General features: G+C 66.9%; 14 protein-coding genes. 13 read left to right on the top strand and 1 reads right to left on the bottom strand.

What is annotated here, in order from left to right; genetic code table 11:
* Window positions 1-101 precede the first annotated feature (101 nt).
* The 4 genes from GOC52_RS20240 (at window position 102) to xth (ending at window position 5867) form a co-directional block, all read left to right on the top strand.
* Window positions 102-1529, top strand: a complete 1428-nt coding sequence (locus GOC52_RS20240) for a DcaP family trimeric outer membrane transporter (RefSeq protein WP_191850346.1) — start codon at window positions 102-104, stop codon at window positions 1527-1529.
* A 110-nt stretch (window positions 1530-1639) separates the two neighbouring features.
* On the top strand, window positions 1640-3301 hold the full coding sequence (locus GOC52_RS20235; protein ID WP_043399645.1) for an MFS transporter: 1662 nt from the start codon (window positions 1640-1642) through the stop codon (window positions 3299-3301).
* A gap of 235 nt (window positions 3302-3536) precedes the next feature.
* Window positions 3537-4946: a coniferyl aldehyde dehydrogenase gene (locus GOC52_RS20230; RefSeq protein ID WP_191850344.1), complete on the top strand. Its 1410-nt coding sequence runs from the start codon at window positions 3537-3539 to the stop codon at window positions 4944-4946.
* A 153-nt stretch (window positions 4947-5099) separates the two neighbouring features.
* Window positions 5100-5867, top strand: coding sequence for an exodeoxyribonuclease III (gene xth / locus GOC52_RS20225; RefSeq protein WP_049413190.1), 768 nt, complete (start codon window positions 5100-5102; stop codon window positions 5865-5867).
* Between the two features lie 82 nt (window positions 5868-5949).
* Here the strand turns inward: xth and GOC52_RS20220 are convergent, their stop codons facing one another.
* The gene (locus GOC52_RS20220; protein WP_005411656.1) at window positions 5950-6201 is read right to left on the bottom strand and encodes a GlsB/YeaQ/YmgE family stress response membrane protein; all 252 of its coding nucleotides are present in this window, start codon (window positions 6199-6201) and stop codon (window positions 5950-5952) included.
* Window positions 6202-6285: 84 nt separating this feature from the next.
* Here GOC52_RS20220 and GOC52_RS20215 point away from each other — a divergent pair, with 84 nt between their 5' ends.
* The 9 genes from GOC52_RS20215 to GOC52_RS20175 all read left to right on the top strand — a co-directional run bounded on the left by GOC52_RS20215 (window position 6286) and on the right by GOC52_RS20175 (window position 14364).
* Window positions 6286-6885, top strand: a complete 600-nt coding sequence (locus GOC52_RS20215; protein WP_049454213.1) for a 4'-phosphopantetheinyl transferase family protein — start codon at window positions 6286-6288, stop codon at window positions 6883-6885.
* A 39-nt stretch (window positions 6886-6924) separates the two neighbouring features.
* Window positions 6925-7563, top strand: a complete 639-nt coding sequence (rsmG, locus tag GOC52_RS20210; protein WP_010482382.1) for a 16S rRNA (guanine(527)-N(7))-methyltransferase RsmG — start codon at window positions 6925-6927, stop codon at window positions 7561-7563.
* 112 nt (window positions 7564-7675) lie between these two features.
* Window positions 7676-8473, top strand: a complete 798-nt coding sequence (locus tag GOC52_RS20205) for a ParA family protein (protein ID WP_109813712.1) — start codon at window positions 7676-7678, stop codon at window positions 8471-8473.
* Window positions 8473-9396, top strand: coding sequence for a ParB/RepB/Spo0J family partition protein (locus tag GOC52_RS20200; RefSeq protein WP_019338308.1), 924 nt, complete (start codon window positions 8473-8475; stop codon window positions 9394-9396). Before GOC52_RS20205 ends, GOC52_RS20200 begins: the two co-directional genes overlap by 1 nt.
* A 126-nt stretch (window positions 9397-9522) precedes the next feature.
* Window positions 9523-10254, top strand: coding sequence for a suppressor of fused domain protein (locus GOC52_RS20195; RefSeq protein WP_049436022.1), 732 nt, complete (start codon window positions 9523-9525; stop codon window positions 10252-10254).
* A 51-nt stretch (window positions 10255-10305) separates the two neighbouring features.
* A complete protein-coding gene (locus GOC52_RS20190; RefSeq protein WP_049436021.1) occupies window positions 10306-11271 on the top strand; it encodes an NAD-dependent epimerase/dehydratase family protein in 966 nt (321 codons plus the stop codon).
* Between the two features lie 89 nt (window positions 11272-11360).
* Window positions 11361-12083: a glycosyltransferase family 2 protein gene (locus tag GOC52_RS20185; RefSeq protein WP_049436020.1), complete on the top strand. Its 723-nt coding sequence runs from the start codon at window positions 11361-11363 to the stop codon at window positions 12081-12083.
* Window positions 12083-12430, top strand: a complete 348-nt coding sequence (locus GOC52_RS20180; protein WP_010482376.1) for a lipid-A-disaccharide synthase N-terminal domain-containing protein — start codon at window positions 12083-12085, stop codon at window positions 12428-12430. Before GOC52_RS20185 ends, GOC52_RS20180 begins: the two co-directional genes overlap by 1 nt.
* A 161-nt stretch (window positions 12431-12591) precedes the next feature.
* Window positions 12592-14364 carry a DUF885 domain-containing protein gene (locus GOC52_RS20175; protein ID WP_191850342.1) on the top strand — a complete coding sequence of 591 codons (1773 nt, stop codon included), beginning with the start codon at window positions 12592-12594 and terminating at the stop codon, window positions 14362-14364.
* The last annotated feature ends 77 nt before the right edge of the window (window positions 14365-14441 follow it).

The following is a 14441-nucleotide window of genomic DNA, read 5'->3' as shown; positions in this document are numbered from 1 at the left end:
TCGACCAATGGCGAATAGCCGCTATACATAATCGCCCCGCAGTCTCGGCTCGACCGTGCCCCACGCGCGGCATCACCTTGCCACTTGGGAGAGAGGGCAACATGAGCCACCGTACGTTGAAAGCCGTGCGCACACCTTTGGCGGCCTGCCTGTTGGTCGCCCTGGTCGCACCGGGCATGGCGTTCGCAGAGACCGCCAAAGAGAAGGCGCTGGAAGCACGCGTTGCCGAACTGGAACGCCAGGTCCAGCTGCTGCTGTCTTCGCAGCAACAACAACAGACCCAGATCAGCCAGACCCAGCAGGCCGTAACCGAAGTCCGCACGCTGCAGGCCGAGCAGAAGCCGGTCGCACAGGTGCCGGCCGGCAAGCAGCCCATCCAGGTCACCACCATCACCCCGGGCGCGGCGCCGGGCACCACGGTCAAGATCGGCGGCTTCATCAAGGCCGACTTCCTGGCCACCCAGACCAGCGATGGCCAGCTGGCCGACGACGCCACCGGCCGCTCGCTGTACCTGCCGGGCCAGACCCCGGTGGAAGGCGCTGGCGGCAGCGGCAAGCGTTCGGGCACCGACTTCAATGCCCACGCCAAGTTCTCGCGCTTCAACCTGGGCATCGACAACGTGAGCGAATCGGGCAACAAGGCCGGTGCGTTCTTCGAGATGGACTTCTTCGGCAATTCACTGGGCAACCAGACCGCCACCAATACCTACGGTGTGACCCTGCGCCACGCCTACATGTACTGGAACAACTGGATGGCCGGCCAGACCTGGTCCAACTTCATGGACGCGGCCGCACTGCCCGAGGCGGTCGACTTCGTCGGCCCCACCGATGGCGTGATCTTCGTGCGCCAGGCCCAGGTGCGTTACACCCAGGGTGGCTTCAGCGTCGCGCTGGAAAACCCGGAAACCACCACCCTCACCGGTACCCGCAACCCGGTCACCGGGGCATGGACCAACGTCAGCGCCAACTCCGACCGTGGCAGCCTGCCCGATCTGACCATGCGCTATGGCTGGAAGGGTGATTGGGGCACCTTCGGTGTCGGCGGCATCGTCCGTCAGCTGAAGGTCGACAACCAGGCCACCGGCGCCAAGGCCGACAAGGTGGCTGGCGGCCTGACCCTGGGCGGCAAATGGGTGATGGGTGACAGCGATTCGCTGCACTACCAGCTGACCGGCGGCGAAGGCATCGCCCGCTACATCGGCCTGGGCATCACCGCCGACAGTGCCTATGACGTGGCCCGCGACGAACTCAACCCGACCGGCGTGCTTGCCGGCTACGTGGGCTGGCGGCATGCGTTCTCGCCGAAGTTGCGCACCAACCTGATCTACGCGCGCAGCGACTACGACAACGACAGCATCCTCGGCCCGCTGGTAACCAAGAGCGTGCAGAGCATCCGCGGCAACATCTTCTATTCGCCGCTGCCCAAGGTCGATATCGGTGCGGAGCTGATGTACGGCCGTCGCGAAGTGGAGAACGGCAACAAGGGTGACATCACCCGATTGCAGTTCACCACCAAGTACAGCTTCTAGAGGAGTGCCGACCAAGGTCGGCACCTATAGAGATTGCGTGCCGGCCCGCGGCCGGTACCTACCGAATTGAGTACCGACCAAGGTCGGCATCTACCGAGGGAAAACGCCCCATGTCCAGCACACCCAGTACCGCACACAAAGCGGGCACCCTGACCAAGGGTCACAAGAAGGTCATCTTCGCCTCGAGCCTCGGCACGGTGTTCGAGTGGTACGACTTCTTCCTGTACGGCTCGCTCGCGGCCATCATCGCCAAGCAGTTCTTCAGTGGCGTCAATGAAACCACAGGCATGATCTTCGCCCTGTTGGCGTTTGCCGCCGGCTTCTTCGTGCGTCCGTTCGGCGCGGCCTTCTTCGGCAGCCTCGGCGACCGCATCGGCCGCAAGTACACCTTCCTGGTCACCATCCTGATCATGGGCATCTCGACCTTCCTGGTCGGCGTGCTGCCCAACTACGCCTCGATCGGTTTCGCCGCGCCGGTGATCCTGATCATCCTGCGCCTGGCCCAGGGCCTGGCGATGGGCGGCGAGTACGGCGGTGCCGCCACCTACGTGGCCGAGCACGCGCCGGACGACAAACGTGGCCTGTACACCAGCTTCATCCAGTGCACGGCCACGCTCGGCCTGTTCATGTCGCTGCTGATCATCCTGGCCTGCCGTTACTTCCTGGGCAATGAAGCCTTCGAAGCCTGGGGCTGGCGCATTCCGTTCCTGGTCTCGATCCTGCTGCTGGGTGTCTCAGTGTGGATCCGCCTGCAGCTGAGCGAGTCGCCGCTGTTCCAGCAGATGAAGTCCGAGGGCAAGGGTTCCAAGACCCCGTTCCGTGACAGCCTGAAGGGCGGCAACCTGAAGCTGATGCTGCTGGTCCTGCTCGGTGCGGCGGCGGGTCAGGCGGTGGTCTGGTATGGCGGCCAGTTCTACGCGCTGTTCTTCCTCAGCAGCATGCTGAAGGTCGATGCCACCACCTCCTACCTGCTGATCGCGGCCGCGCTGGCGTTGGGCGTACCGTTCTTCATCTTCTTCGGCTGGCTGTCCGACCGTATCGGCCGCAAGAAGATCATCCTGGCCGGCTGCCTGCTGGCCGCCGTCACCTACATCCCGATCTTCAAGGGCCTGACCCACTTCGCCAACCCGGCCATCGAAGAAGCCCGCAGCAGCTCGCCGGCCCTGGTCGTGGCCGATCCGGCTACCTGCTCGTTCCAGTTCGATCCGGTGGGCCTGCGCAAGTTCACCAGCTCCTGCGACGTGGCTACCGCCGCGCTGACCAAGGCCGGTGTGCCGTACGACGTGCAGCCCGCCGCCGCCGGCTCGCTGGCGATGGTGAACGTGGGCAGCGCCAGTGTCACCTCGTATGAGGCCGCCGGCCTGACCAAGGAAGACGGCAAGGCCAAGGCCGATGCGTTCGGTGCGGAACTGAAGACCGCCCTGACCGCCGCCGGCTACCCGGCCAAGGCCGATGGTGCACGCATCAACATTGCCGGCACGGTGTTCATGCTGTGGCTGCTGGTGCTGTACGTGACCATGGTCTACGGCCCGATCGCTGCCTACCTGGTGGAACTGTTCCCGACCCGCATCCGCTACACCTCGATGTCGCTGCCGTACCACATCGGCAACGGCTGGTTCGGTGGCTTCCTGCCGGCGATCTCCTTCGCGCTGGTGGCCGGTACCGGCAACCTGTACTACGGCCTGTGGTACCCCATCATCATCGCGCTGATGTCGGTGGTGATCGGCGGCCTGTTCCTGCGCGAAACCAAGGACGTGGATATCACCCAATAACCGGCGTGCCGACCAACGGTCGGCACCCACCGGGTTTCAGGGGCCGTGGTGCAGACCACGGCCTTTTCGTTTCCCTGTAGCGCCGAGCGATGCTCGGCGACCGCGCTACGCGCGGCACAAAATTCCGCAGAAGCGAACAGGCAGCGTTCAATGCCATCATCGCGGTTGACAAGCATCCGAAGCCACACGCCATCTCGTGCCCATCGAGACGTGCCGCACGCCGTATAGTCGCGGCATGACCACCATTCCGCCGGCCGAGCTCCCCGCCCTCCTGCACACCCTGCGCAGCGCCTGGCAGTCGCAGCGCCCCACGCTGGACCAGCGCGAGGCAGACCTGCGCCGCCTCCGCGAAGCGCTGAAGGCACGCCTGGACGATATGGCTGCGGCCATCGCAGAAGACTTCGGCCACCGCGCCCACGTTGAATCGAAGCTGGCCGATGGCATGAGCGTGCTGTCGGCCATCGACCACCTGCGCCGCCACCTGCGGCGCTGGTCGAAGCCGCAGCACGCATCGGCCGGCTGGAAGCTGTGGCCGGCGCGCGCGCAACTGCGGCCGACGCCGCTGGGCGTGGTCGGGGTGATCTCGCCCTGGAACTACCCGGTCACGCTGGCACTGGTGCCTTTGGCTACCGCCATCGCCGCAGGCAACCATGTGCTGCTCAAGCCTTCGGAACATACGCCGCGTACCAGCGCGTTCCTGGCCGATCTGCTGGCCAGTGTGTTCCCGCCCGATCGGGTGGCGGTGGTGCAGGGCGGGGCGGACGTGGCCGCAGCGGTGTCGTCGCTGCCGTTGGACCATCTGCTGTTCACCGGCTCGACCGCCGTGGGCCGCAAGGTGATGGCCGCCGCCGCCGAGCATCTGGTGCCGGTCACGCTGGAGCTGGGCGGCAAGTCGCCGGCCATCGTCTGTCGGGATTTCCCGCTGGACAAGGCCGCCGCGCGGCTGGCCACCGGCAAGTGGTTCAACGCGGGCCAGACCTGCATCGCGCCGGATTACGTGCTGATCGATACCGTGCGCCAGCGTGAGTTCGTACAGGCGCTGCAGCAGCAGGTGCGCGAGCGCTATGGCGATTTCAGCGATGCCGGCGATTACACCCGCATCATCAATGAAGGCCAGTACCGGCGCCTGCAGGGCTATCTGGCACAGGCGCGGGAACGCGGCGTGCCAGTGATTCCACTGGCGCAGGTGGATGAGGCGCGCGCCGACCGCGAGCGCCTGCTGGTGCCGACCGTGGTGCTGGACCCGCCCGACGACCTGGACCTGATGCGCGAGGAGATATTCGGCCCGATCCTGCCGGTGCGCGCCTATCCGGATCTGGATGCCGCATTGGCCGACGTGCTGTCGCGCGACCGGCCGCTGGCGCTGTATCCCTTCAGCCACGACAAGGCGACGGTGGAGCGCATCCTCGGCCAGGTGGTGGCGGGCGGGGTGACGGTGAATGACACGCTGCTGCACTTCGCCGCCGATGGCCTGCCGTTTGGCGGGGTGGGCGCCAGCGGCATGGGCGCGTACCACGGCCGGGCCGGGTTCGACGCGATGAGCAAGCGCCTGCCCGTGCTGTGGCAGGCGCGCTGGGCGACCAGTGACCGGCTGCGGCCGCCATATTCGAAGATTGCGGGGTTGTTGAAGCTGCTGCTGCGGTGAACCCAGGCAGGGCGTGGCTCTACTGAATCAGGGCCCGATTCTTCTGTAGAGCCGAGCCCACGCTTGGCTGCCCTTGGCTGGTCCAGGCAGACGCAGCCGAGCGTGGGCTCGGCTCTACAAGGCAACCCAGGCCTACCCGGGTAGAATGCGCCCATGAAGATCGCCTCGTGGAACGTCAATTCGCTCAATGTCCGCCTGCCGCACCTGGAGCAGTGGCTCAAGGATTTCGGCCCGGACATCGTCGGTATCCAGGAAACCAAGCTGGAGGACCACAAGTTCCCCGATTCGGCGCTGATCGCCGCGGGTTACCGCAGCGTGTTCGCCGGCCAGAAGACCTACAACGGCGTGGCGCTGCTGTCGCGTGAGCCGGCGCAGGACGTGCAGATCGGCATTCCCGGTTTCGAGGACGAGCAGAAGCGCGTCATCGCCGGTACCTTCGGCGACCTGCGCGTGATCAACCTGTACGTGGTCAACGGCCAGGACATCGGTACCGACAAGTACGACTACAAGCTGCGCTGGCTTGAGGCGGTCCATGCCTGGATCGCCGAAGAGCTGCAGCGCCACCCGAAGCTGATCGTGATGGGCGACTTCAACATCGCCCCGGACGCGCGCGACGTGCACGACCCGGAGGTGTGGAACGACAACCACATCCTGACCTCCACCGCCGAGCGCGGCGCATTGAACAAGCTGCTGCAGCTGGGCCTGCACGACGGCTTCCGCCTGCACAACGACGAGGCGGGTACCTTCAGCTGGTGGGATTACCGCGCCGCTGGTTTCCGTCGCAACCTGGGCCTGCGCATCGACCTGACCCTGGTCTCCGATGCGCTGAAGAGCGGTGCGGTGGCTTCGGGCATCGACCGCGAGCCGCGCACCTGGGAACGTCCGAGCGACCATGCGCCGGCGTGGGTACAGTTGGGTTGAGTTGAGGTAGCGCCGGGCCATGCCCGGCGAGCGCAGCGGCGGCAGGGTGACGCCGGGCATGGCCCGGCGCTACCCCCCCAGATCACCGTATGCTCTTGCGGGTGAACAGGTTGACGATCGCCAGCAGGATCACCGCACCGATCAGCGAGAACAGGAAGGTGCGGATGGTGATCGCTTCGTTGATGCCACCGCCGAACAGCCAGCCGGAAATCAGCGCGCCGACGATGCCGACCACGATGTTGAGGATGATGCCCTGCTGGGCATCGCGCTTCATGATGATGCTGGCCAGCCAGCCTACGATGCCGCCGACGATCAGCCAGATGATGATGCCCATGATCGAACCTCCGGTGGGGAACTGTGACCAGTTGACGCGCAGGGCTGTGAACCCGTCGTGCAATTGCGTGACGGGCGCGTGCGGATGAGCCTGCCAGCCACCCTCGATGGCCCGTGGCGCTTCGGTCCGGTGACGGTCTGGCGGCGTCCGCACGTGCCGGGCCAGCGCGGTGAACCGCAGGCGCGGCAGGTGCTGGCACAGGCATTGGGTGCCGACCCGGAGACGCTGCCGCTGGTCCGCGATGACAAGGGCCGGCCGGAACTGAGCGGCGCGCTGGCCCACTACGGCACCGGCTGGAGCCACAGTGGCGAGGTGCTGCTGGTGGCGCTGGGCGAAGGCGTGCGGCTGGGTGTGGATCTGGAACTGCTGCGGCCGCGGGCCCGCCTGCTGGAGATCGTGCAGCGCTTCTTCCACCCCGAGGAGGTGGCCTGGCTGGAAAGTCTGGACCAGGCCGGCCGCGAGCACTGGTTCTTCCGCGTGTGGTGCGCCAAGGAAGCCATCCTGAAGGCGCACGGCCAGGGCATCTCGTTCGGCCTGCACCGCCTGCAGCTGGCGCCGGGGGCCGATGGTGCCCTGCACCTGCGCTGGTGCGACCCGGAACTGGGCGAGGCCGCGCGCTGGCACCTGCACGAATGGCAGGCCAGCGGCCAGTTCCGTGCGGCGTTGGCCTGGTATCCGCACTGAAGCGGGGAATCAGCGCGCAAAACCGGCGATAATGCCGGCATGAGCGAACACCCACTTCCCGCCAGCGTGGCTGCCACGCTGGAACAGGGCCTGGCCAGCATGGGCCTGGACGCCGCGCTGGCGCCGCCGCTGCTGCGCTACCTGGCCCTGCTGCACCGCTGGAACGGCACCTACAACCTCACCGCCATCCGCGACCCGCAGGAGATGGTCACGCGCCACCTGCTCGACTCGCTGGCAATGCAGCCGTTCGTGGCCGATGGCAGCCTGGCCGACCTCGGCACCGGCCCCGGGCTGCCCGGCATCCCGCTGGCGATCGCCTGCCCGGGCCTGCAGGTCACCCTGGTCGAGAGCAACGGCAAGAAGGCGCGCTTCATGCGCGAGGCCGTGCGCCAGCTGGGTCTGGACAATGCCCGCGTGGCCGAATCGCGCGCCGAGGCGCTGGACGAGGCCGGCCGCTACGACCAGCTGACCGCGCGCGCGATGGACACCCTGGCCGGCATCGTCCGCGTTGGTGGCCACCTGCTGCGCCCCGGCGGCGTACTGCTGGCCATGAAGGGCGTCTACCCGCATGAGGAGATCGCGGACCTGCCGGCTGGCTGGAAGGTGCGTGAGGTGACCCCGCTGAGCGTGCCCGGCCTGGCCGGCGAACGCCACCTGGTCACGGTTACAGGTCCCTGATTCCCGCCGCCAGCCCTTTGTGGAACAACGGGTTGGCGATTCACGATTTCCGCAAGGGGCCGGTTGTACGCATAATGACCGGTCCCAGCACACGTCGACGAGGCACACCCGCATGGCCCGCATCATCGCCATCGCCAACCAGAAGGGTGGCGTCGGCAAGACCACGACCGCCGTCAACCTGGCCGCTTCCCTGGCCAACGCACCCAAGCGCGTGCTGTTGGTCGACCTGGATTCGCAGGGCAACGCGACCATGGGCAGTGGCGTGGACAAGCGTGAGCTGGCCGCTTCCACCTACGATCTGCTGCTGGGCGAGTCCAGCGCCGCCGACGTGCGCGTGCAGACCGCCGAAGGCTACGACCTGCTGCCCGGCAACATCGACCTGACCGCCGCCGAGATCCAGCTGATGGCGCAGAGCGAGCGCGAGCAGCGGCTGAAGCGCGCGCTGGCACCAATCCGCGACGAGTACGACTACATCCTGATCGACTGCCCGCCGGCGCTGTCGCTGCTGACGCTCAACGCGCTGGCCGCCGCCGATTCGGTGATCGTGCCGATGCAGTGTGAGTACTACGCGCTGGAAGGCCTGAGCGCGCTGGTGGAAACCATCGATGCGCTGCGTGCCAACCTTAACCCGGCGCTGGAGATCGAAGGCGTGCTGCGCACCATGTTCGACGTGCGCAACAACCTGGCCAACGCGGTCTCGGCCGAGCTCACCGAGCACTTCGGCGACCGCGTGTTCCGCACCATCGTGCCGCGCAACGTGCGCCTGGCCGAGGCGCCCAGCCATGGCCAGAGCATCGTCGGCTACGACCGCGCCTCGCGCGGTGGCGTGGCCTACCTGGGCCTGGCCGGCGAGATCATCCGCCGCAACAACGAACGCAACAAGGCCGCCAAGGCCGTGGAGACCGTCTGATGACCAGCAGCAAGCCGGCAGCCAAGAAGCGAGGCCTCGGCCGTGGCCTGGATGCGCTGCTGGGTCCCAAGGGGGCGGTCAGCCAGGTGCAGGCCACCACCGCGGTGATCGAGCCGCTGCCGGGCGAAGTGCTGCGCAAGCTGGCCGTGGGCCAGCTGCAGCCGGGCAAGTACCAGCCGCGCCGCGAGATGGACGAGGGCAAGCTGTCCGAGCTGGCCGACTCGATCAAGTCGCAGGGTGTGATCCAGCCGATCCTGGTGCGCCAGCTGCCGGCGGGCAACTACGAAATCGTTGCCGGTGAGCGCCGCTGGCGCGCCTCGCAGCTGGCCGGGCTGGACGAAGTGCCGGTGGTGGTGCGCGAGCTGGAAGACCGCACCGTCATCGCGATGGCGCTGATCGAGAACATCCAGCGCGAAGACCTCAACCCGCTGGAAGAAGCCGAGGCGCTGCAGCGCCTGATCAGCGAATTCACCCTGACCCATGCCGAGGCCGCCGAGGCCGTCGGCCGCTCGCGCGCGGCGGTGTCCAACCTGCTGCGCCTGCTGGAGCTGCCGGTGGCGATCCGCCTGCTGCTGGAAACCCGCCGCCTGGAAATGGGCCATGCCCGCGCGCTGCTGACCCTGGCCCCCGAGCTGGCCGGCAAGCTGGCACAGGAAGCGGCCGATGAAGGCTGGTCGGTGCGCGAGGTCGAGCGCCGTGCGCAGGCCTTCGCCGCCGGCAAGGTGCCGAGCAACCGCCCGGTCGCCACGCCGAAGGTGCAGCAGGCCGACATCGCCTCGCTGGAAACCGAGCTGTCCGAAGCGCTGGGCGCCAAGGTGGCGATCAGCCACGGCCGGGGCGGCAAGGGCAAGCTGATCATCCACTACACCGACCTGGATACCCTGGACGGCGTGCTGGAAAAGCTGCGTACGCGCCAGGGCTGAGCCCGGCGCAGCGCCAGGGGATGCGGCCTGTTCCTGCCGTGTCCTGCAGATGACAGGGAACGCACCGCCGCGCACACCGGGGGATGCATCGCTCTCCGGTCCGTGGCCTCATCCAGGGAGCAGGACATGAGCAACACATTCGACGACGTCAGCCCGGGCGGCAGCCCGATCATGGTGCACAGCCGCCAGAAGGACTTCACCCCGCCACAGGGCGAAGAACACATCGAGGCGATCGGCGCGCACATCGAGCGCCATCTGGGTCCGGTGTCCGGTGTCTTCCACGAGATCATCTCCGACCTGGTGCACATCGACGTGCACGTGGTACCGGCCACTGACCAGTGTCCGTACCTGCGCCTGGTCACCTCCGGCATGAGTGACCTGCCGATGACCGTGCCCGCCGAGGTGGACGCGGACGTGCCCCGCTACATGGAACTGATGGTGACCCTGCCGGCTGACTGGCCGATCTCGCAGGATGCCTTCGAGGACGAACGCAATTACTGGCCGGTGCGCCTGCTGAAGGGCATGGCGCGGCTGCCGCACGAGTACGACACCTGGCTGGGCTTCGGCCACACCATTCCCAACGGCCATCCCAGCGAGCCCTACGCGCCGGGCGTGGGCTTCGACGGTGCCATCGTGCTGCCGCCGGTGACCACCCCGGAAGAATTCGCCACGCTGGAACTGGACGACGGCAAGACCATCAGCTTCATGAGCCTGGTCCCGCTGTATCCGGAAGAGATGGACCTGAAGCTGAAGAAGGGCGCCGAGGCGCTGCTCGACCGCTTCGATGCGAAGAAGATCCAGGATGTGATCGAACCCGGCCGCACCAACGTGGCCAGGAAGCGTTTCGGGCTGTTCTGAGTCTGCGGCGTATCCTCTGCACCTGTATTCATTGATTCCCAGGCAACTGCAATGACCATCCTGCTCACCGGCGCTGCCGGCTTCATCGGTGCCTACACCGCCCGCGCGCTGCTGGAGGCCGGCCAGGCCGTGGTTGGCCTGGACAACTTCAACGACTACTACGACCCGCAGATCAAGCGCGATCGCGTGGCAGCGCTGTGCCCGGCGCTGGACCTGCGCACCCTGGACCTGACCGATCGCGATGGCCTGGCCGCGCTGTTCGACGAGGTGCAGCCGACCGCCGTGATCCATCTGGCCGCGCAGGCCGGCGTGCGCTATTCGCTGGAAAACCCGCACGCCTACGTCGACAGCAACCTGGTCGGCTTCGTCAACATGCTCGAGCTGTGCCGCCACCGCGGCGTGCAGCACCTGGTGTACGCGTCCAGCAGCTCGGTCTACGGAGACTCGGCCACACCGCCGTTCTCCGAGGACCAGCGCGTGGACCAGCCGCGTTCGCTGTACGCGGCGACCAAGGCCGCCAACGAGCTGATGGCCTACACCTACGCGCAGCTGTATGGCCTGCATGCCACCGGCCTGCGCTTCTTCACCGTGTATGGCCCGTGGGGCCGGCCGGACATGGCGCCGCTGCTGTTCTCGCGCGCGGTGCTGGCCGGGCGTCCGATCGACGTGTTCAACGAAGGCCGCATGCAGCGCGATTTCACACATGTTTCCGACATCGTATCGGGTATTCTCGGCGCGCTCGCGCATCCGGCCGAAGGTCCGGTACCGCACCGGGTGTTCAACCTCGGCAACCATACGCCGGTCGAGCTGGAGCGCTTCATCAGCGTGATCGAGCAGGCCGCCGGTCGCCCCGCGCAGAAGGTCTACAAGCCGATGCAGCCGGGCGACATGGTGCGCACGATGGCCGATACCCGGCGCGCCCATGACGCATTCGGCTTCGATGCGGTGACTCCGATCGAAGAAGGGTTGCCCCCCGTCGTGCAGTGGTGCCGCGAGTATTTTGGCGATCGCGCCTGAGGAGGGATCCTCACACGGCCGGATTCATCTTCGGATAACCTCGGCTTCGGAGAATGCGCGGTCTTTGTCCCCCTTTGGCCGAGTGCCTTATGAGCCAACCCGAGCTTTCCGTTGTCGTCCCGGTGTTCAACGAACGCGACAATGTCGCCCCGCTGGTTGCCGAAATCACCGCTGCACTGCGTGGGCGGCTGCCGTTCGAGATCGTCTACATCGACGACCACTCGCGCGATGACACCCTGGCGGTGCTGCAGGGCCTGAAGGCAACCACGCCGGAACTGCGGGTGCTGCACCACGTGGACCAGAGCGGGCAGAGCACCGCCGTGCGCACCGGCGTCAAGTACGCACGTGCGCCGTGGATCGCGACCCTGGATGGCGACGGGCAGAATGATCCGGCCGACATTCCCAAGCTGCTGGCCGCGCGCGATGCAGCCGAGGCACAGGTGAAGCTGTTCGCCGGCTGGCGGGTCAACCGCCAGGACAGCGGCAGCAAGCGCTGGGCCAGCAAGTGGGCCAACGCCATCCGCGCACGCATGCTGCGCGACGATACGCCCGATACCGGCTGCGGCATCAAGCTGTTCGAGCGCAGTGCGTTCCTCGACCTGCCGTACTTCGACCACATGCACCGCTACCTGCCGGCGCTGATGCAGCGCGCCGGCTGGAAGACCACCAGCGTGCCGGTCAACCACCGCCACCGCACCGCCGGCGTCTCCAAGTACAACAACCTCGGTCGCGCGCTGGTCGGCATCCGCGACCTGCGCGGCGTGGCCTGGCTGATCACCCGCAGCAAGCGCACCGCGGTGGAAGAGCGGTGATGGGCCTGGAACTGCACTGGCTCGACCAGCCGCTGACCTGGCTGTACTGGACCGGCCTGCATGTGACCGGCTGGAAGCTGATCGGCTATACCGGCGCGCTGATGTTCGGCGGCCGCTGGCTGGTCCAGTTCGTTGCCTCCAAGCGTGCGGGCAAGCCGGTGATCCCGCGGCTGTTCTGGTACATGAGCGTGGTCGGCAGCCTGATGACACTGAGCTACTTCCTGTTCTCGGCCAAGCAGGACTCGGTGGGCGTGCTGCAGAACCTGTTCCCGGCGTTCACCGCGCTGTACAGCCTGCAGCTGGACATCAAGCACCGGGGCTGGAAGCGGGACAGGGCCAGCCACTAGGTCTCCGGTAGATGCCGACCTTGGTCGGCGCTGGGTTTGGGGCCAACCCAGGTTGGCCGCTACCGGGGCCCCGGTCCGCTGCGCAGGCAGGACCTTCGTCCCATGCCATGGGCCGTGGGCGGTGCCATCATCGGGGTCTGCCTTCCCGGGAACCTGTGCTCGTGAAAACCCGTCTTGCCGTTGCCCTGCTGATCGTCCTGTCCGCCCCTGCTGTGGCCCTGGCCGCGCCGCCCGCCACCGCCGCACCGGCCAGCGTGGCCACCGAATCGCCCGCCGATGCCGCCTTCCGCGCGCTGTACGAGAAGGAATGGAAGTGGCGCCAGGATGGCGGCGGCGAGGCCAGCGAGGACGAAGACGCCCCGGCCAATGCCACCCGCATGCCCGACGTCGGCCCGGCCGCGCAGCAGGCGCGCCTGAAGGTGTGGGACGAGACCCTCGCCGCGCTGAAGAAGATCGATCCGAAGACCCTGTCGCCCGACAACCAGGTCAACTACGCGATCTACCGCGATCAGGTATTCAACCTGGCCGAAGAGACGCGCCTGCGCGGCTACGAGATGCCGTTCAATGCCGACTCCTCGTTCTGGTCCAACCTGTCCTTCATGGCGCGGCGCGAGATGAAGACCGTGCAGGACTACCAGAACTACATCGCACGGCTGAACGATGTGCCGCGTTACTTCGGCCAGCAGACCGAAAACATGCGCGCCGGCCTGAAGCGCGGCTTCAGCGTGCCGCGCGCGGTGCTCGATGGCCGCGAAGTGTCCATCGCCACCGTCGCCGAGTTGAAGGACCCGACCGAATCGCCGCTGTACGCGCCGTTCAAGAAGCTGCCCAACACCGTTCCGGCGGCCGAACAGGCCAGGCTGCAGGCGCAGGCGCGTGAAGCGATCAGTGGCAAGGTGGTGCCCGCGTTCCAGCAGCTGCGCACCTTCTTCGTCAACGAATACGTGCCTCAGGCGCGTACCACCCTGGCCGCCGAAGCGATGCCGGACGGCAAGGCGTACTACAAGCAGCAGATCCACGAATACACCACGCTGGACCTGTCGCCGGACGAGATCCACCGCATCGGCCTGGATGAAGTGGCACGCATCCAGAAGGAAATGAACGACATCATCAAGCAGGTGAAGTTCAAGGGCAGCTTCGCCGAGTTCCTGACCTTCCTGCGCACCGACCCGCAGTTCTATGCGAAGACGCCGGAAGAGCTGCTGTCGCGTGCCGCGTGGATCTCCAAGCGCGCAGACGGCCAGCTTGGCAAGTACATGACGTTGCCGCGCGCGCGCTTCACCATCGTGCCGGTGCCGCCGGACATCGCCCCGTTCTGGACCGCCGGCCGCGGTGGCATGGGCACCTACTGGCTCAACACCTACAACCTGCCGTCGCGCCCGCTGTACAACCTGCCGGCGTTGACCCTGCATGAATCCGATCCGGGCCACGCGCTGCAGGGCGCCATCGCCGCCGAGCAGAAGAACCTGCCCGAGTTCCGCCGCAACGCCTACATCTCCGCCTATGGCGAAGGCTGGGCGCTGTACTGCGAGAAGCTGGGCGTGGAAATGGGCATCTATGAAACCCCGTACGAGGACTTCGGCCGCCTGACCTACGAGATGTGGCGCGCCACGCGCCTGGTGATCGACACCGGCGTGCACAGCAAGGGTTGGACCCGCGAGCAGGCGCTGGCCTACCTGCGTGACCACACCGCGCTGAGCGAGCATGAAGTGACCACCGAAGTGGACCGCTACATTTCCTGGCCGGGCCAGGCGTTGAGCTACAAGCTGGGCGAGATCGCCATCGTGCGCCTGCGTGCGCAGGCCGAGAAGGAACTGGGCGACAAGTTCGACATCAAGGGCTTCCACGACACCCTGCTCAAGCAGGGCTCGGTGCCGCTGCCGGTGCTGGAACAGCAGATCCAGGCCTACATCGCCGAGCGCAAGAAGGCCTGACCGTCGTGTGATCGGGTCAGAGCCCCGCCCGAAGGGCGGGGATCCGACCCTGTCACGGGGTCGGATCCCTTTCCTGT

It is taken from the genome of Stenotrophomonas sp. SXG-1, assembly GCF_014083965.1.
Taxonomy (GTDB): Bacteria; Pseudomonadota; Gammaproteobacteria; order Xanthomonadales; family Xanthomonadaceae; genus Stenotrophomonas; species Stenotrophomonas geniculata.
The sequence above is the reverse complement of the archived record's forward strand: the minus strand, read 5'-3'. Positions and strand labels throughout refer to the sequence as shown.

Excerpts from the sequence above, each read along its gene's own strand:
- GOC52_RS20240 (WP_191850346.1), top strand. The coding sequence starts at position 102 with ATGAGCCACCGTACGTTGAAAGCCGTGCGCACACCTTTGGCGGCCTGC.
- GOC52_RS20235 (WP_043399645.1), top strand. The coding sequence starts at position 1,640 with ATGTCCAGCACACCCAGTACCGCACACAAAGCGGGCACCCTGACCAAG.
- GOC52_RS20230 (WP_191850344.1), top strand. The coding sequence starts at position 3,537 with ATGACCACCATTCCGCCGGCCGAGCTCCCCGCCCTCCTGCACACCCTG.
- xth (WP_049413190.1), top strand. The coding sequence starts at position 5,100 with ATGAAGATCGCCTCGTGGAACGTCAATTCGCTCAATGTCCGCCTGCCG.
- GOC52_RS20220 (WP_005411656.1), bottom strand. The coding sequence starts at position 6,201 with ATGGGCATCATCATCTGGCTGATCGTCGGCGGCATCGTAGGCTGGCTG.
- GOC52_RS20215 (WP_049454213.1), top strand. The coding sequence starts at position 6,286 with ATGAGCCTGCCAGCCACCCTCGATGGCCCGTGGCGCTTCGGTCCGGTG.
- rsmG (WP_010482382.1), top strand. The coding sequence starts at position 6,925 with ATGAGCGAACACCCACTTCCCGCCAGCGTGGCTGCCACGCTGGAACAG.
- GOC52_RS20205 (WP_109813712.1), top strand. The coding sequence starts at position 7,676 with ATGGCCCGCATCATCGCCATCGCCAACCAGAAGGGTGGCGTCGGCAAG.
- GOC52_RS20200 (WP_019338308.1), top strand. The coding sequence starts at position 8,473 with ATGACCAGCAGCAAGCCGGCAGCCAAGAAGCGAGGCCTCGGCCGTGGC.
- GOC52_RS20195 (WP_049436022.1), top strand. The coding sequence starts at position 9,523 with ATGAGCAACACATTCGACGACGTCAGCCCGGGCGGCAGCCCGATCATG.
- GOC52_RS20190 (WP_049436021.1), top strand. The coding sequence starts at position 10,306 with ATGACCATCCTGCTCACCGGCGCTGCCGGCTTCATCGGTGCCTACACC.
- GOC52_RS20185 (WP_049436020.1), top strand. The coding sequence starts at position 11,361 with ATGAGCCAACCCGAGCTTTCCGTTGTCGTCCCGGTGTTCAACGAACGC.
- GOC52_RS20180 (WP_010482376.1), top strand. The coding sequence starts at position 12,083 with ATGGGCCTGGAACTGCACTGGCTCGACCAGCCGCTGACCTGGCTGTAC.